Source organism: Sporocytophaga sp. (genome assembly GCF_017745095.1).
GTDB lineage: Bacteria > Bacteroidota > Bacteroidia > Cytophagales > Cytophagaceae > Sporocytophaga.
Map to the genome: position 1 here is coordinate 283,332 of NZ_JAGHZZ010000008.1, position 18,714 is coordinate 302,045.

An 18,714-nucleotide genomic window follows, 5' to 3' on the forward strand; every position below is an offset into this window, starting at 1 on the left:
TATATGCTAAAAAGCTTTATAAGATCTCCATTTTTTTATTTTCTTTTTACTTTTTTCCTGTTCAATGAAAATACTTGGGGGCAGATTTTTATCCGCCCCCTCGAATACGATCCTTCAAGAGGATTAAATAAAAACTTAAGAGTGGCTGCTATTAATGATACGCTCTCTTTACCTTTCTTCGAAGACTTTTCCCAGAATATAACTACTTCTCCCGACCTTTCCAGATGGATGTCGGGTAGCGGCACTTTTATCTCTCAGGATTATGCCATGAATCCTCCTAGTGTAAAAGTTGCAACCTTTGATGGCCTCAATGCAGAAGGAATGCCTTATAACTTTTCTATACCAACTGCAGAGGGAAAAACAGACGACCTGACATCAAAACCGATAAATCTTAAATCATTAACCCCAGCAGACTCTGTCATGCTGAGTTTCTACTGGCAAAACTCTGGTTTCGGAGATCCTTCAGACAATAAAATTGATTCACTGAGACTTGAATTTAAAAATGCGGAAGAGAAATGGAAGACAGTCTGGTCTAATAAGCCTCCGATCGCAGACAAATCAAATTTCTTTCAGAAAATTATTCCGATAAAAGATTCCTCCTTCTTTCATGGTGGCTTCCAATTCCGCTTTACTTCTTACGGAAGACAAAGCGGGTCTTTCGATATCTGGAATATTGATTATATCATCTTGGATTCTAACAGAACTCAAAGCGATACATTATATCCAGACGCAGCTCCAATTACATTACCTACCTCCTTGCTTAAAAATTATCAGTCAATGCCGGTAAATCAGTTCGTAGCTGGTGGAGGAAGTGCAAAAGCATCGTCAAGCAATGTTCGTGTTCACAACTTGGGTATTACTCGAACTCCTACATATACGAGTTATGCCATTGATAAAACAACTCAAAACATTCTTCAGACAAGAAACTTGCAGGGTGCTTTGATCGGCCCCTTTGCTCAGGCTACAATTGCATGGGATCTTGATGATATCAATGTAACAGAGACAACTGAACCTGTTTTCATTAATCAATGCTTTGCAATACATTCTAAAGATACTATTGAGAATGGAATTGATTTCAGGGTAAATGACAGCATTTGCAAAAGCACAGCATTATCTGATTATTATGCTTATGATGATGGCACAGCTGAGTTTTATGTAGGATCTAACTCTGCCGGATCTAGATTCGCACTGAAATTCGGGTTAACCAAACCTGATACCATTACGGATATTGAAATATACTTTCCCCGAGTTGGACTCTCATTCGACAAACAGCCTCTGGTGCTGAATGTATGGAAATCCATAACTATTGGTAAAAACAATGAAGAAGTTCTAACATCACAAGATATTATCATTGAATACACAAGTCTTAATACATACAAAAGGTATCATCTTGCAAATCCTGTATTGCTAACTGATTCCTTCTACGTTGGATATCGTCAGAATTTTGGGAATACATATCAATTAGGAATTGGCTTTGATAAGAATAATGATAACCAGAGTCATACGTTTGTGAACCTTGGAAATGAGTGGCAGAATTTTGACAAGGCTCCAGGCACTATCATGATTAGACCAGTCTTTGGAAAAGGATTTCCTGTTGGGAATAAACCTCCTGTGCAAGAGCTTGAAGCTAATGTTTTCCCAAACCCAAGCACAGGGTTGATTAATATTTATGGTAAAATATCAAAAGCTACTTTATATGACTTGTCAGGCCGAGTGATGGCTGAACAGATTTACGATAATTATGTCTTCTCAGAAAACCTGATGGATATCAGTCATCTGAACAATGGATTGTACCTACTTCACCTTACTGACGGCAATGCCTTGACAGTTAAAAAGGTTCTACTTAACAAATAAAATACTATTCAACCATTATAGGCTGGGGAGAAAAGCAGATTATGAAGATAATCAAAGCTACCCAGCCTAATATTTTTCTTGAAGTACTTAATGGTTCTTCTATCTCAGCCGGTGGATGGTATATCCCCAGAAAACGCCCAAACAACAAAGCGAATACCAGATAGCCTACAGCCCCCTGAAGAGATGGCATCAGTATGCTTAGGAAGAAATGTAGAGTAAAAACAACTGTAGCAATTAAAAAATTAGTGATCTTATTTTCACTGACCTTTGAAAATATTAAATAGAGCAAAAATAGATAGAAAGGTGCAAATCCTATAAAGTTTTCAAATGAACCTAAGGGAACATAACTTCCAAAAATATTATCATTAGAAAAAATTCCTAGTCCACCTATAAAGACAAACAGAGTAAAAATTACAGGTGTTATCTGCCTTTGTCTTTTAGCGCCTACCAGTCCATACAAAATATGGCCTCCATCTGTCTGCCCTATTGGAAGCAAATTAAGTGCTGTAAAAAATAAAGCCCAAAAGCCCGCAAAAAGAAATGGATAATGAATCAGTTCATATGTATTTGGCACTAATGAAGGATCGGCAGCAACATATTTTTTAAAAAACTGGAACAACAGGTTATCACCTATCTTGTAAGAAATGCTTTCCGGATCCTTATTTTCAGGATTGTATACATACTTTTCATATTCAAGACCATATTTTTGATATTCAGGATGTATAGTAAAAATATGTTCACGAGGAGGCAAATGTGTAAAGCCATAACACAATATAATTAGAGCAGCAACAAATCCAGCCAACGGTCCGGCAATACCGATATCAAAGATCTCCTTTTTAGATCTCAATTTACTTTTCATTTTTATAAAAGCTCCCAGAGTGCCTATAAAAGTGAAAAAGGGTATGAAGTAAGGAAGCGTTACTTTTACTTTATATAATCGGGCTGTGATATAATGCCCAAACTCATGAATAGTAAGGATTCCAAGAAAAGGGATTGAGAAATACAAACCCTGCAAGATTGCTTCAAAGCTTGAAGACTTTGAAGAGGTAAATGTATAACCTGCTAAAGTTGTAGTGGTTAAAGTTGTAACAAACAGGAAAAATTGAATCAGGTATGTCTTTATTTTTTCTCTATGCATCTTTCAATAAATCTAAAATCGTCAATGGAGGATTTACCCATAAACTGGTAATTCCCGCCCTTTCAGATGCTTTTATATTATCTAAATTATCATCCAGGAAGATTGTTTCAGAGGCTTTTAAATCTTTGTCCCTCAACACATATTCGTAAATCGCTACATCTGGCTTTCTTAACAAGACCTCGTGAGAATAATACACCTTTTCAAAAATCTTGTCAAGATTTGAGATACCTGTTGTTTTATCCAATATAGCATTTACTCCTTTAATATGAATCGCGTTCGTATTGCTCAGGATAAATATCCTGTATCTGTTTTTCAGTCTTAAGATCAAATCTATCCTTTCCTGAGGGATATCCAGCAGCAATGCATTCCAGGCATTGTCGATCTGTTCATCGGACAACTGGCTTCCGAATTCCTTTCGGATAAGATTTCTGAAACCATTGTCATCTACCTCCCCTGTTTCATATCTATGTAATATTTTCTGCTCTTCAAAGTTTTTAAGCACCTGTAGGACATCGGTATTACCAAGTTTTGCAAAAGCTTCAAAAGTTTTCTGAAAGTCGATATTGATGATTACAGCGCCGAGATCAAAAATAATATTTTTATATTCTGAAAAATTCAATTGAAAATAGTGTTTAAATGTTTGGCAATATGAATGCAAATATGTAAAATTGCACTCCCAAATTCAAGGGGGCTTGTAAAAGTCTTCTGAGGGAAGGGGCCCTTAGCTCATTCGGTTAGAGCAACTGACTCATAATCAGTAGGTGGCTGGTTCGATTCCAGCAGGGCCCACAGACAATAAAATAAAGAAGCCTCATCAAGCGATGAGGCTTCTTTATTTTTAGACATTTCAGCTCTTTTAAAGAGCACAAAAACCACGCACATCACCTTCACAGGACACGGCTCCATTCAAAAAATCAATATCAGATTCTTTTATGCCCCCATTAAATTTTATTCAACAGCAAAAATACATACACTTAAAAAAAATTAAGTAAGCAATTTAGAATCTCTAATTCCAAAGAGGTAGAGAAACTATTCTGGTTTGAAATAAAAAAAACGGGGTAAACTTCACCATATTTATTCTCAAAAAAGGGCAGATGAAAAATGGTTGTTAATTTGGAAATCCGAAGCATGTATTGGCTTGTTAAATGACATTCGGGCAAACCTTCCAGTCGAGTCTTTTCAGACAAGAAAAAAACAGCTCCCGGGCCTTTGATATTGGCATTAATTCTCTGATACATCTCAAAGACTTTTATATTGCTCCATTATAGTATATGGGTTGGTATAAGTTTGATAATCCGTCTTTCGAATAAAAATAGAATTATGTTTCATGTTTTAAAATAGGAGTAATGACCATACAAGTCATTACTCTTTGGCATTATTAGTTAAAAGAAAATCGATAAGGTTAAAAGACGTTCCAATCAGATTATCATTTCAATGCATTACGGTTATTTTCTTTTTAGTGAATTGATCATCCTTTCTGAGCACCAGAAAGTATGAACCATCAGGTAAGGAGCTAACATCAACTACTCCTTTTCCACCATTTATATTTATGGATATCTGCACCTTCTGACCCAATGCATCGGTCAATTGGATTGTTGCATCTGACAGATCAAAGTCCATTTGAAGATTAAGATCTCCAGTTGCAGGATTGGGATAAATGGTACTATTCAATTCCTTAATATCATGTATACCGGTAGTTATACCGACATTGACTGTCACAGGAGCAGAAGTTGATCTGCAGAGTGAAGCATTCGTCACATCCACTGTGTAGCTTCCTGAAGTTGTAGCTATAATGCTGGCACTGGTCCCAATCTGAGAAAGATCTTTAAACCAATTATAACTTAATCCTGCTCCTGCATTTGCCGTTAAGGTAACGCTTTCTCCTTCCACAAATGTTGTAGGCCCGCTTGCTGTAATTTCAGCTTTGGGAAAACTATTCACTGTTATTGTAAATGTCTGAGTACTACTACATCCATTGGAAGTATAAGTTGACGTGTAAACGCCTCCCTGATTTGCAGAGATAGGTGTTAAAGAAACCTCCCTTATACCTGAGGTAAAACCATTGGGGCCAGACCAACTCCATCCTGTTGTAGTTCCAGGTTGTGGTCCCAGTTTCAATGATCCTCCCTGGCAAATCTGAGCAGTATTCTGTTGTAACCAGGTTCCTCCATCCAGCTGAACGTAAGGAACAATTGAAGGAACTGGATTTACTGTTACAGCAATGGCTGCCCTGGGGCCTTCACATCCATTAAGTGTCTGTGACACATAATATGTGGTACTTCCCGCTGTTGCCGTAGAGGGTGTAGGCGCTGCAGCCGAACCAGTCCCGCCTGAAGCTGTTGTATACCATTTTAATGATGTCCCATTGGCTATTATGGGTGATGCAACGGCATTCTGACAATAAGATAGCGAAGTGGTAACCACTGGAGCTGATGTGGTACAGGGCGGAGGTGTCAGGCCACACCGGGCTTTCAGCTCATTTCTAACCAGGGTACCTGAAGGTTTAATCTGACTGGCAGTCCAGCCGCCATTCGGACTCGCTCCTGAATATAGTGCTGCTGAACTTTCACTAATATCAGCAACAGACCAGTTACAGTGGCCGATAGAATTTTTATTTAAAAAGTCCCACCATAATCTGGATTCCGCAGCGTCCACTGTACCATCGCCACTAGCCTCAGTTGTACCGTATTCGGTAACAAAAAGAGCTATCCCATTATTCATTGCGGTCTGCGCATTATTTCTTAGCCATTGCTTATGTGAAGCAGCGTAATAGTGCAGGGTGTAAGCAATATTGGGTCCGTTTATAGGATTTAAAGAGGCCTCAACAACTTCCTGTGACCACTTCCGTGTACCGCAAATAATGATATTATCCGGATCATATTGCCTGATTGTAGAAATGACCTGTTCGTGATAAGGTTTTATGACAGAAGCCCAGGAAACATCCAGAGGCTCATTAAATGTTTCATACAAAACATTAGGTTGATTTCCATAACGCTGCGACATATCTGCAAAAAATGTTTTGGCAATATTGAGTCTATTTTGCGCTCCATGCTCATGAAAATCAATAATAACGTATATCCCAAGACTTATGGCTGCATCCACTACTGTTATCACTTTATTCCTTTCCGCAGTAGGATTGGTCTCATAGCCACCACTTGACACTGCCATAGGAATTCTGATCACATTAATGCACCAATCGTCTCTAAGCCATTTTACAGTATTGTAGGTATAATACTTAGGAAGCCACTGACTCCAATAAAGTGACATTCCTCTCAGTTGAACTGGCGCTCCATTCTTATCAACAATTTTATTTCCTTGCACCCGGAGCTGACCGTGCTGTTCTACAAAAGTTTGTCCATGCACATTTACATGGACGTGTGCAAAAAGGATAGCACTGATAAGCATCATCTTCAAAACAGGAGGCAGCGCTTTACTAAAAGTTAAATGCAGGTTCTTTTTCATTTTTATTGGATTAAGATTAAATACTAAAATGTCCAGCCATTTTTTCAGTTTAAATCTTCTTTCCAAAAGGACTTCAAAAGGTGACCCCTCATTGAAAATATTCTTAAAAGATAATTAATTAATCTTAAGGGTTGGTATAGTCAGATTTTTGCTGAATAAAAAAAGGAGATTCGGGGAAAACGTATTCTAAAAATGCAGGCTTACCTGACAATATTCATATGATAAGTGATCTCATCATTGATCCGGATCACATAATACCCTATTTCAAGGTCTCTTCCGGATCTGGTCGTGCCGTTCCAATAGCATGGGGAAGATCGTTGATCCACAAGATCTCCTGAGGAAGCATATACTTTGAGTGTACCATGCTCTTCAAAATAGATCTCATCGTTTTTGCCGTCCCCATTTGGACTTAGGGTAAGCTCTTCTGACCCCTTCAGGAAATCCGGGATCATGATAATGGTAAATTCTGTAGAAGTAAGGGTTAGAGCGCTTAATGAAGGTTGGGAGGATGTAACAACACAATAGTAGGAGCCATTGTCAGATTTTTGCAGCGAAGGGATCTCAAGTACGGGCTCTGCAGTTTGTGTTCTTAACGAATCGTTCTGATACCAGGAAAAAGTAAGTCCTGATATCGATGAGTTATAATTAAGAGAAATTTCAAGACGTTGGTTTTCCATTCCTTTATAAGAGGGCGATACCTGTATCGGATTTTGAGGATGGATGGTCCAGCTTCCGAAATTCGGATTGGCAGCGGAAGGTGACAAGTCTTCAAAAGTAAAGAAATTTTTATGCAGCCAGCAAAAAGTAAGCTGGTTCAGACCTGATAAATCAGGCAGATCGCTGAGAAGGTTATTATCAAGAGTTAAGTGGTTCAGGTTTGTTAAAGTACTCAAATTGGGAACAGAAGAAATTTTATTCGTTCCCAGATTTAAATGTACTAAAGAAGTAAAAGTTGATAAATCTGGCAAAGACGAAATTTGATTAGTATAAGCCGCAAGCAGGGTTAATCCTGTTGCAAGTGAAATATCGGGTATAACGGTCATCCGATTATCGCCAAAGTTCAGCTCTTTCAACGATGCTGGCATTTTACCAATGGAGGTAAGATTGTTCTCATAGCATGAGAGTTTCTGCAGATTGGATAAGCCCGAAAGATCCGGAATGGAAGAAAGCTGATTTTTGTAAATGCGTATCTCCTTAATATTTGTCAAGCCGGAAAGATCAGGGAAGGCAGTTATCTTATTCTCCATCACATTCAATACCTGAAGATTGATCAGTGAATTCAATGCAGGCAGAATAGTAAGTTGATTTCCGGAGGCGTTCAGCTGTGTAAGACCGGTAAGATTGCTCAGATTCGGAAGTGTGGTTAACTTGTTTTTGAGGCATTGGAGCTCTTTAATTCCGGTAAAGTTTTGAATTCCTTCAAGGCTGGAAATATTTGCTTCACTGCAATAAAACACCCCTGTAACGGCAGCAGCATTGGCTGTGATCAGCTCCTGATTTGCATTCATTAAAGATGGATGATTGGTAACAAGGAATTGCCTGAAGGCCGGATCAGGAATCACCGCCGTTTGGGAGAGGACTTTCGTAACACATACCCCCAAAAATATTCCCAGAAATAGTACAACCTTTTTCATCCGTTAATAAATAATGGTAATGTAACCTTGTCTTATTTCTTTATCTTCCGGTTCTGCAATATACAAATAAGTACCTATTTCAACGTACTCACCTGTCCGGAACCGGCCATCCCACTCCTCAGGAACACCTGAAATAACTTTGGTGCCGTACACAACTTTTCCCGATTGATCCAGAATAGTGATCGTTCCGCTTTCTCCTGTCAGGAAAGGCAATTTCCAATTGCCCAAGCTAGGGTTAAATGTATAATCTTTAAATTCCGGACAAGGTTTTTCATGCACCTCTACCTGCTTCTGAGCTACACATCCATTCTGGTCTTTTACCTTAACTTGATAAATCCCCTTGGCAAGTCGGTTGTTAAAAGATTCCAAGTTAAAATCATTGCCATCAATGGAATATGAATAAGGTTTTTCTCCGCCTTTAATAGCCGAAACCTGTATTTGTATACTCCCGTTTTCCTGGTTCCTGCATGATGGCTTCGTATGGACACCAAATGTAATTTCCGGACAGGTCTTGTCTGGAATTACAGGAGGGGTAGTATTAACCGGCTGCTGCTTTATCAATGAATCTTCTTTCGGCGATGCAACTAAATTTTCTTTAAGCGCTAAATTGGTATCATGCGGCACTACCAGCATTTTTTCTTTGTGTTCTGTACCGATCATATTTTTTTTGTTTGCTTTATTTTCCGGTAACGTTTCTTCCGGAGATCGTTCAGCTTTATTTGAATCATATTGATCAACCTGTTTGATAGTTACGGATTTTGGCAATGCTATAATTTCTTTTTCCCTTAAGGTTAAATAATAAATGGTAATCCCTGCAAGGATAAGTGCTCCGGCAAAAAACATCAGTATTTTTTTATAAAAGAGAGAAGGCGGCGGTTGCTGAGACAAATCCTGGCCTACTTTTTCCCAGATATCCACTAATCCTTTTTCAAAGCTCAGTTCATCCGCTAACTGATGAAGTTGAAGTTGCTCAGCCAGTTCGGGGTTATTGCCAACTTCTTTTTCAAATGCAAATATCTCTTCAGAAGAAAGGTCTCCTTTAAGGTATTGATCAATCAGATCATATTTTTCCTTATCCAAGCTCACGATTTGAAAAAGTTTATCAGGTTATTTTCTTGTACCAATTTTATAAGCCTTTGCCTGCATTTATAACTTTTGGTCTTTGCTACTCCTTCATTGCTGAACCCCATTTTTTCTGAAATCTGCTTTAAATTATATCCATTAAACATCGTAAGTTTTAGGAGTTCGCCGCAGGTAGGACCAAGTTCGTTAAATATTTTTTTTATAAGCATCCGCCTCTCTTTTCCGATTATTTGATGCAGTAAATCTTCATATTCCTTGTCTTCTGCTACAGAATCAACAAGGACATTTTTTCTGGTGTGACGGGTAAAATGTTTGAAATAAAGATTCCTTGCAACTGAGTACAGGAAACCGTCAATATCTAGTTCGCTTTTAAATTTACCCGATTTTACCTGCCGATAAAAAACTACTATCGTATCCTGAAAAATATCTTTTACATCTTCTTCAGTCCCATTATTAGATAATATAAATTTTTTGATTTTGGGCAAAGAAATTTTATATAGAGCACCCAATGCCTCATTGTCTCTTCCCTTCGCAATACTATCCAGAATCTCCTTATCCTTTTCAGCCATGTTTATCTACTTCCCCGTATATGGATCATATGTGACCCCCTATTCAAAAAATTATTAAAGAAATAAACTTGTGATTATATAAAGTACTAATTTTAGATTTAGTATAAAAATAGTGTGGCGATTATACCTTCTTTAAAGAGTTGTCCAGTTTGTTTCCTGATAATCTTATTATCGCTTGTATCCCATGCTCAAAACAATTTTCTTTACCCACCGGTTTTTTCTCAATTTTTCAATTATCAATCGCTTGTAAATCCTTCTGCTACAGGAAGGTATGATAAACTATCCATGCTGGCAGGAGAAAGGCTCAATGCCGGTTATTTTAGTAGAATACGTACATTTTTAGCAATTGGTGAATATGCCAGAAAAAAAGATGAAGGCTCAGGTCATGGCTTTGGACTAATCTTTATGAACCATAAAGAGGGAAGTCTGTTTTCATTCAACAGAATGTATGCTCAATATGCTTATCATCTGGCTCTTTCTGAAAATTGGAAAATTTCAGGAGGTGTATCTTTAGGATTGCTTAATCTGTCTGTTGATCCTACACCTACCTCACAGGGAGTTTCATCTTATGCTCCGGATGGAAGTATAGGTTTTCTTTTTTACAGGGATAAAGAACAGATTGGCGTTTCTTCCTCCCAGATTTTTAATAGATCCATTGAACTTCTTTCACAACCCTTACCGATAAAAAGGTATTATAAATTTTTATATTCCAGAAAAATGGAGCTCACCCCTCACACCTCTTTTACTCCCTGGTTTTTTTATACAATGAAGAAAGAAAGATCAGAACTTGATATTACGGGTTCTTTTTTAATTGACGATCTGTTTTTTCTTGGATTAAGTTATCAATTACAAAGAGGGACCGTTTATTTTTTAGGCATCAGAGATTTTTCTTTTTTAGAAGGCTTAACAGATTTGACGGTTTCTTATAGTTTGCCATGGCCATCGATTAATTTGGGAAACATACAGACTTTTGAAATTGTCCTGGCATATAAACTGAAATAATATCTCAACTTACTGCGGGAAAAATTGTCCTACCGTACTTGATCCTACAGTAATCTTTTCTATACAATGACAAGTTTCAGTACCGGAAAGACCTCGACTTCTTTTAGTGTTTTTTTAAAGACCTTAACGAACCTGATACAGGCTCACGCTAAAAGACGGGAACAACTGCGCAAGACAACTGCCTTATACAATTTATATTCCAAGGAAAAAATGTGAGGATGTCTTCCCTAAACTAATGGCAGCATCCACTTCAGTAATCAGTTATTCCTTTCCGCAGTAGGATTGGTCTCACAGCCACCACTTGTCACTGCCATAGGAGTTCTGATAACGTTAATGCATCAATCGTCTCTAAGCCATTTTACAGTAGTGTAGGTTTAGGACTTGGGAAGCTACCTGACTCCAATAAAATATCAACCATGTTCAGACACAATACTAAGGAAACAATTATGATTTGCCTCTAAAAGCTAATCTCAGCTTCTTCTTCACCATTTTCAAAAGTTAGAATCTCTTCCTCTTTACCATTCATATTTATATGAACAAAATTATATTGATCAAAAATATGATTTAAGAAGGAGTTGTGGATCTTAATTTGTTTTACAGATGCAATTGGATCATTGGACGACATCTCTATGATCAAGACCGGTTCTCCCAGTTTAAAGGAAGCTTGATCCCAGGCGAGAGACAGGATTGCTAAATTAACTTTTTTCGTATTCACGGTAAGATGAAAATGATAATTCATGTAACCTTGAATTAGCTTTTTTACTTCATCAGGGAATGGAGCTTTATAAAACTGTGTCAAGTTTATCTCTTTCTTATAATGCTTGATCAACGCATTCTGAAGATCATCGCCAAACATACGAGTGTTCATGGTAGCTTTACCTTTGGAAAAGTTTATCATTGATTGGGTCATTCTTGTATCATGACCATAGACATGATAAACAAGTAACCAAAGGAAAAATAACAGAATTGGTTTCAACACGGGAGTAGTACGCATATCTATGAATTAAATTCACCTTCCTTTTTTTATACAAGCATCAGGGGATATTGATCTATCCACTGATGCGGTAAGAATTTAAAAATGATCACAGTTTTTGTACCCTTTTCGCTTCCAATCTTCCATTTGTGTATCTGATCATTAGTGTATAAAGTCCGGAAGCGAGGTCACTTCCAAAATCAATGCTTTCTCCTTTTCCGACTTTCCCATGCGCAAACAGAACCAATCCCCTTATGTCTATTACTTCTATACTGTTCGCTTCATCCTGAACTGTGACATTGAAAGAAGTTTCAGCCGGATTAGGAAGTATAGTTGCTAAAGAACGTGCTTCGAATGGAGAAACCGTATTAGTGATCGTATTTACAGTGACTTCCAGAGTGCCCTTGCTTTGACATCCAGAAGCATCTGTATAGGCAGCAACATAATTCCCAGCCTGATTCTCCTGTATGGAATTTATAGTAACCTCGCGGGTTGTGGCAGTGAATCCGTTAGGTCCGGTCCAGGACCATGTTCCCACTGTCATGGGATGGGGGCCGAAGCGGACCGTACTTCCTGCATTCACAGATTCTGAAGATGTTTGTATCCATGCTCCCCCGTCGATCTGTACATAATGCGTGACCGTTGTAGGTGAACACACCGTGACTGTAAATGTACCCATACTTGTACATCCTTCTGTATTTTTGAATGTAGCTACATAATTACCTGCCTGATTTTGCTGGATGTTATCCAGTGTGATCTCACGGTTTGCGGATGTAAAACCTTCGGGTCCTGTCCAGCTCCATGTACCACCGCTTGCTGGCTGAGGTCCCAGTACTACTTTTCCTCCGACATCTGTTGAAGCAGTTGCTCCTTGCACCCAGGCTCCTCCATTGAGCTGGTAATAAGGAACGACAGTTGTGACACTTGAACAGTCATTACCGTCTGTCCTGACCAGACTGAAATCATCTACATTTACCCAGTTGCCTGCATTTGCATCAGAAAATACCCCCACCTGAATTGTTCCATTCGTCACATTAATGTTGGAGATAGTTACTTTCGTCCAATTTCCCATGGACCTGTTGATCGAATAATTCATTTCACTGCCTCCGAAATTCTTTGCATAGATATTCGCTGCTTTCTGACCACCGCTGCTCTTGACCCAGGCAGACAAGGTGTATGTTCCGTTCGGCAAAGTGATATTTTGATATATGGTAGACTGGTAAGCAGAGGAACTACTTTGAGACAAGGCATAACGTCCAGGGTCATGACTTCCTCCGGTATTACCTCCAATTATACCGGTTTTTGACCATCCAGTCACGCTGGTTACGGAGATCCGGTCCGCTTCGAAGTTAGGGTTCAAAACATAATTGTTACCGCTTCCTACAGACCAGGTCCCCTCGGCGGCATCGATATTCCATTGACTGAGCGAATTAAATACCGGTGTATTCCCATTAAAGGAAATAGGTATCCATTGATTATATCCTACGCCGTTTCCAGCGAAGTCTGCCCAGCGGTCTCCACCAAATATGACGAAAGATCCCTTCGTCCCCTTTACTTCTACTGCCAGGCCACATTGTGTAACATGTGAATAATCTGCACTAGTGCCCTGTATAACAAATTCTGAAGAATACGGACCGAAAATATTTTTTGCTGTAATGCAATAGGTCTTGGATGTATTCCATCCGTGAAGATCGGATGAGCAGAAATAATAGGTCCCATTCTGTTTGAACATGATGCTCCCTTCGCGTCCTCCTGATCTGCTGTTATAAATATTTACAGCCGGTTCTGCATTCAGAAAATCAGAAGTTCGTAACGCAGATACATACAAGTGAGATCTTCCTTCCCTGTTGCTGTAAACCAGATACGCCTGACCATCTTCATCGGTATAGACAGATTGGTCACCGGTCATATCGTTCACCACATTCTGGATCTTTGTTTGGGTGTGGTGGTATGTGAATCTTCCATTTGGCGTATTGCAAGTAGCAAACATCAGCCCATCGTTAAGCTGGGAGAGCAACACATATTTTTTTGTTGTGCGGTTGTATGCCACACCCACACGCCCGATCCAGCCTCCATTGATTTCCGAGGGTGTCAGCGCATATCCTTCAAACTTCCAATTGGTAAGATCCGTGGAAGAGTAACAGGTGATACCCTGAAAGGCAATATCTCCGTTCTTACCTGAATAAGGATCGTTGTAATAGGTGACTGCGCCTCTGTACTTAACCCCGTACCAGTAATATGTATTTCCAACTTTTAGCGTACCTCCGCCCTGAGAATAAATCGGATTTCCCTGAGTATCTTTCCAGAAGACATCATTTTGTATCTTCTGACCATACACGTTCGAAAAAGTAACTAGGAGAAATGCTATAAATGTTAGCGATATATGCTTTCCTATAGAAACAGCTTTTATAAAATCCTCATAAATAAAAAGCCGAATCGGAAAACGATTATCATAAGAGAACATTTTCTTGATCATTGATTGGGTCTGCTCTCTTTGAACATCAATCAGACGAAGACTATGTAATGTTTTTTTCATATTGTGATTTCATTAATGATTAAAGTTTTTGTACTCTTTTCGCCTCCACTCTTCCATTGATATATCTGATCATTACTGTATAAAGCCCAGAAGCCAGATCACTTCCACAATCAATACTTTCTCCTTTTCCAACTTTTCCGTGAGCAAACATAAACGAGCCCTTCATATCTATTACTTCTATACTTTGCACTTCTTCCTGAACCGTGACGGTGAAAAACGTTTCAGCCGGATTAGGAAGTATAGTTGCGGAAGAACGCGCTTCTAATGGTGAGACCGTATTAGTGATCGTATTTACATTAACTATGAGAGTTCCTTTGCTTTGACATCCGGAAGCATCATTATAGGCAGCAACATAATTCCCGGCCTGATTCTCCTGTATGGAATTTATAGTAACCTCTCGGGTCGTAGAAGTGAATCCGTTAGGTCCTAACCAGGACCATGTTCCCACTGTCATGGGATGGGGGCCGAAGCGGACCGTACTTCCTGCATTTACAGATTCTGAAGATGTTTGGATCCATGCTCCTCCGTCTATCTGTACATGATGCGTGACCGTTATAGGTGAACACACCTTGACAGTAATTGTACCTGTACTTGTACATCCTTCAGCATTTTTGAATGTAGTTACATAATCACCTGCCTGATTTTGTTGGATGTTATCCAGTGTGATCTCACGGTTTGCGGATGTAAAACCTCCGGGTCCTGTCCAGCTCCATGTACCACCGTTTGCTGGCTGAGGCCCCAGTACCACTTTTCCTCCGGCATCTGCCGTAGCAGTTGCGCTTTGCACCCAGGTTCCTCCATTGAGCTGATAATAAGGAACCACGGCTGTAGGTGTACATGTTGATTTACCTACGATTTTAATATTTGGCGGAGCAGGTGCTTTCATTCCAAAACCGAGATAGTAATCAACCATATGGGACTGATAATATCCCCTATTAGTCATGCTATTTCTATATCCAGGGTTATGAGGCAAGGTATAGATCCGTTCACTTGTAGGAGTAATTGTTGTAAATACCAACAGGCTTCGACCATCATCAGAAGAATATACCGCTTCTTCTCGCCAGTCGCCCATTATATCTCCATAACATCCGGGGACGTTCCTGGCCCATTGTACGTTATTCCTGAAATTATATAATCGGTCTTCATACTGACCAGTATAATTCCACTTGGTCATTTTGTTATTATCCAGATTCTCACTCAATAAATCTCCGTCCCACCAGATCCTAAGGTTAGGATAGGAATCAGGAGTGCCTGAAGATGTTCTTGTTCCGGATACATTGTACAATCCGTCAGTGAAAGTATGAAATTCATAACCGCTGTATCTTGGATCAAGATCTCCTGCATAACCTCTTGCCATATCATATACAGCGTCCATGAACTGACTCTTCAATATTTTCCCTGTAAGTGCATCATAATATACCCATCCAAGTTTTGAAGGATTGTCTTGCTGAATAAGATACCCCTCCAGCCCTGGTCGATTAGGATCCAGATCCCCAATATGAAACCGGTCTCCATGAATAACACCTTGTGATCCGAGATCCCATAGCAATGTACCGTTTGGTCTCAGTGCGAATCCGAAAGGAATAATTTCGTCTTTCCCGTCTCCATCCAGGTCCGTGATCCTAAGATTGTGTCCGTCAGGACAACCTCCACTTCGTTTCCATTTCCAGTTCATGCTCAGAGATCCGTTGGCAAGTGTGTATGAAGTTACCATCATATTAAATCCACCCTTTCCGACACGGTTTTTAGACGACCAAACAATGCTCGGGTTGGTGCCGTCGAGATAGCCAATTCCCATCTGTCCGTTCATAGGGCCGTCTGCAATAAAATCGGTTGGAACTGAAGCTCGAGCCATTTCTTTACCTGTCATTCCATCCAACACTGAGATGAATTGTCTGTTGTTGTTGCTCTCACTAAGTACACTTCTGTCTCCAAAAACACTTCCATTGGCAGTGCGGATGACCACTTCCGCTTTTCCATCATTGTTCAAATCGTACACCATCCAATTGTCTCCATGTCCTGGGTCGAGGGTAGCAGAACCAGGTTCTATCCGATCTTTATTTACACTATTGGGACCGCAATTGTATTGCCATAAGAAGGTACCGTTATTTAAATAGGCTTCCACCATGATTTGCTGAGCCGGATCATTAGGATGTCTTGTAAAGACATAATCATACTCGCCATCTCCATTCAAATCTCCCACATGTATAAGGCCTATGTAGGTATTGGGTAAATTATTAATAGGTACTCTTACACAAGCCATCGCATTCGTTCCCTGCACATGAGTGTTTACATTTACCATAGGAGATTTAGTTTGTTCCACTCCGTTTAATACAGCAGCAACATAATAGGTACTGTTTGTATTTGTGTTATCGGTAAAATTGGATACATTTAAATTAGAAGCAACCCGTGTATTTCCTCTGTATACATTATATCTAATGTCTGTATTAAATTCTTGCCCGAGAATCCTCCAACTCACAAAGACCTCATTACTGCTCTTCCTGACAGCCACAGTACCGCGGCCCAGATTCTCCATCCACCTTTGTGCCTGAGACGCATTCATCAGTGCGAAAAACATAATGAACAAGAGTATTAATTTCTTCCCTTGTATGGAAGGTGGAAATCCGCTTGAGTGTTCGGCTTTTTTCATTTTGATCTAGGTTTATTTGTTATCATTTATAGTAAAGACACTACATCACATTTACTATTATGCCATTGATCAAATCGACCTGACTCATTCCTTCTTGAATCAATTGCTGGTAGGAGACATTCAACAAAATGAGAAGTAACGATATGAGGAAAAAATTTTTGAGAAAGTATAATTGAATATGTTTTCTTATATAAAATTTTATCTATGAATTTATACTATAAATAAAAGGTATATAACTCAAGCGTTATTTAGATTGTATCTATAAGAAATGAGAAATTAGTAAAGAGGAAAAGTAATAAAGATAAAAAATAAAAAATAATGAGTAAAACAACGAAACAGATTCCCATCATGTATTAATCAACTCTTATTCTTTTGACAAGATTGATAATTAAAAGAGTGTAAAATTTTATTTTAAATTCAAAAATAAAATTCTCTAGACTAAAGATGTACAGAAATAAAACTTAATATCATAAGAGTAATAACAATAAATGTGAAAATGATCCTTATAACTCCAATGATTATTTTCGAATGAATAATAGTTCTTATCATATTGAAAGCTTATAGTAAAGTACATTCTTTATCAGATCCTTATTCTACTACAATTACTGGAAACAATGGTGAACATTTTTTTATGAGAATTTAAAATTGACTCACTTACCTTTAATTAATTATGTTTCTCTTACAGTTATGTTAAGCAAAGGTGAACATGGTTTCCAATATTTTTTTTCTAGTCATAACTTTTTATAAAAAGGTTGAAAGATATTAGCTATGTTTATTGTGATACAATCAGATAGAAATTAGAAGTCGGATTTAAACAAACCTATTATTTGTATAGTCAATATGATGCCGACATTCAGGAACCAGTTTTATTAAAGCGTAATCATGGTCAAAGTATTAAGTCAAAGTAATTGCATCTTTATTGCTTATTGATGTTATATTTCAATCCAATCTCAAATGAATTTCCCCATAGAGGATTGGAACCCAAAAAAGACGTATTATAAGTCATTAGAATGGAAAGAGGGTTATTCTCCTGATTCAATATTATTGTACCTAAGTAAGATACTCCTCTTGGCCTGAAATACAATGCCCCTGCTTCCAGGAATCCACCATAAAAAAAGGTTAACGCTCCAATATATTGATCTGGCAAGCTGGGCAGGCTTCTCCACAAAAAGTATGATTTGAGATCCAGATTTTCACTTACTGTTTTTTCAGCACTAAAATGCATATTATAGAATCTCTCAAACCGCACCTTACCAGAGGTTACCGTACCTTGGGCATTAAAAGCCTGAATAGCGGCCATACCAGCAGAGATTTTCCGGTAATTGAAACCAAGACCTATATTCCCGTCTAAAACAGTGAGGGAACCTGCTGCAGACGGAGTGGAGAAATTTATACCTGCCAACCCCAGAGAAGCTCCTCCTGAAATATCCACTTCAGAAGATAAATGCTCTTTCACAGCATAATTTCCATAAGCTCTGGAACTGGATATAAAGGGACCTTCTTTTTCATTAAAAAAGATAAGCCTTGCAAGATGGTCAGGCGCATTTTCTTTTCTCCATACTTTATGACCTGAAGCCATAAAAGTGGAAACATCACTTAATAATCCTTGCCTGAATTTATAATAGGACATCAGTTCAACATTACCATCTTGAGGAACGTATGATGGATTAACCAAAGCCATGTTAGTAAAAAAAGAAGAAAAAACATCCTGATATATTCTTCCGGACTGAGAGTACGCTGTAAAAGAAATTAGAGAAACTAAAACTGACAGGGTAATCCGCATTTTTTATTCCAGGGTATTGGGGAAAATAAA

At 38.6% G+C, this 18,714-nt stretch carries 12 protein-coding genes and 1 tRNA gene; 3 read left to right on the plus strand and 10 right to left on the minus strand.

Translation table 11 applies throughout. The annotated features are described in order from the left end of the window. Positions 1-3 precede the first annotated feature (3 nt). Positions 4-1,854: a T9SS type A sorting domain-containing protein gene (locus J7604_RS14365; protein WP_293897025.1), complete on the plus strand. Its 1,851-nt coding sequence runs from the start codon at positions 4-6 to the stop codon at positions 1,852-1,854. A 4-nt stretch (positions 1,855-1,858) separates the two neighbouring features. Here the strand turns inward: J7604_RS14365 and J7604_RS14370 are convergent, their stop codons facing one another. Both J7604_RS14370 and J7604_RS14375 read right to left on the minus strand, forming a co-directional pair. Beyond that, positions 1,859-2,992 (minus strand): site-2 protease family protein, encoded by a 1,134-nt coding sequence (locus J7604_RS14370; protein ID WP_293897026.1) that lies wholly within the window; start codon positions 2,990-2,992, stop codon positions 1,859-1,861. Next, on the minus strand, positions 2,985-3,611 hold the full coding sequence (locus tag J7604_RS14375; protein ID WP_293897027.1) for an HAD family phosphatase: 627 nt from the start codon (positions 3,609-3,611) through the stop codon (positions 2,985-2,987). Before J7604_RS14375 ends, J7604_RS14370 begins: the two co-directional genes overlap by 8 nt. Positions 3,612-3,707: 96 nt before the next feature. On the opposite strand from J7604_RS14375, the gene J7604_RS14380 reads away from it, so the two are divergent. Continuing rightward, positions 3,708-3,781 (plus strand) — tRNA-Ile (locus J7604_RS14380). A 642-nt stretch (positions 3,782-4,423) separates the two neighbouring features. On the opposite strand, the gene J7604_RS14385 is transcribed toward J7604_RS14380, so the two are convergent. The 4 genes from J7604_RS14385 to J7604_RS14400 form a co-directional block, all read right to left on the minus strand. Next, complete coding sequence (locus J7604_RS14385) at positions 4,424-6,454, minus strand: cellulase family glycosylhydrolase (protein ID WP_293897028.1); 2,031 nt, start codon at positions 6,452-6,454, stop codon at positions 4,424-4,426. A 200-nt stretch (positions 6,455-6,654) separates the two neighbouring features. Then, on the minus strand, positions 6,655-8,088 hold the full coding sequence (locus J7604_RS14390; protein ID WP_293897029.1) for a leucine-rich repeat domain-containing protein: 1,434 nt from the start codon (positions 8,086-8,088) through the stop codon (positions 6,655-6,657). Positions 8,089-8,091: 3 nt separating this feature from the next. Then, positions 8,092-9,174 carry a SprB repeat-containing protein gene (locus tag J7604_RS14395; RefSeq protein WP_293897030.1) on the minus strand — a complete coding sequence of 361 codons (1,083 nt, stop codon included), beginning with the start codon at positions 9,172-9,174 and terminating at the stop codon, positions 8,092-8,094. Next, positions 9,171-9,740, minus strand: coding sequence for a sigma-70 family RNA polymerase sigma factor (locus tag J7604_RS14400; RefSeq protein WP_293897031.1), 570 nt, complete (start codon positions 9,738-9,740; stop codon positions 9,171-9,173). Before J7604_RS14400 ends, J7604_RS14395 begins: the two co-directional genes overlap by 4 nt. Before the next feature lie 114 nt (positions 9,741-9,854). On the opposite strand from J7604_RS14400, the gene J7604_RS14405 reads away from it, so the two are divergent. Further along, the gene (locus J7604_RS14405; protein WP_293897032.1) at positions 9,855-10,742 is read left to right on the plus strand and encodes a PorP/SprF family type IX secretion system membrane protein; all 888 of its coding nucleotides are present in this window, start codon (positions 9,855-9,857) and stop codon (positions 10,740-10,742) included. 457 nt (positions 10,743-11,199) lie between these two features. Here the strand turns inward: J7604_RS14405 and J7604_RS14410 are convergent, their stop codons facing one another. From J7604_RS14410 to J7604_RS14425, 4 genes are all read right to left on the minus strand, one after another. Beyond that, positions 11,200-11,736, minus strand: coding sequence for a DUF6702 family protein (locus J7604_RS14410; RefSeq protein WP_293897033.1), 537 nt, complete (start codon positions 11,734-11,736; stop codon positions 11,200-11,202). Positions 11,737-11,824: 88 nt separating this feature from the next. Beyond that, entirely contained in the window at positions 11,825-14,251 is a 2,427-nt protein-coding gene (locus tag J7604_RS14415; RefSeq protein ID WP_293897034.1) for a family 43 glycosylhydrolase, read from the minus strand. A 19-nt stretch (positions 14,252-14,270) separates the two neighbouring features. Beyond that, positions 14,271-16,901 (minus strand): hypothetical protein, encoded by a 2,631-nt coding sequence (locus J7604_RS14420; RefSeq protein ID WP_293897035.1) that lies wholly within the window; start codon positions 16,899-16,901, stop codon positions 14,271-14,273. 916 nt (positions 16,902-17,817) lie between these two features. Beyond that, a complete protein-coding gene (locus J7604_RS14425) occupies positions 17,818-18,684 on the minus strand; it encodes a type IX secretion system membrane protein PorP/SprF (protein ID WP_293897036.1) in 867 nt (288 codons plus the stop codon). Between the last annotated feature and the right edge of the window lie 30 nt (positions 18,685-18,714).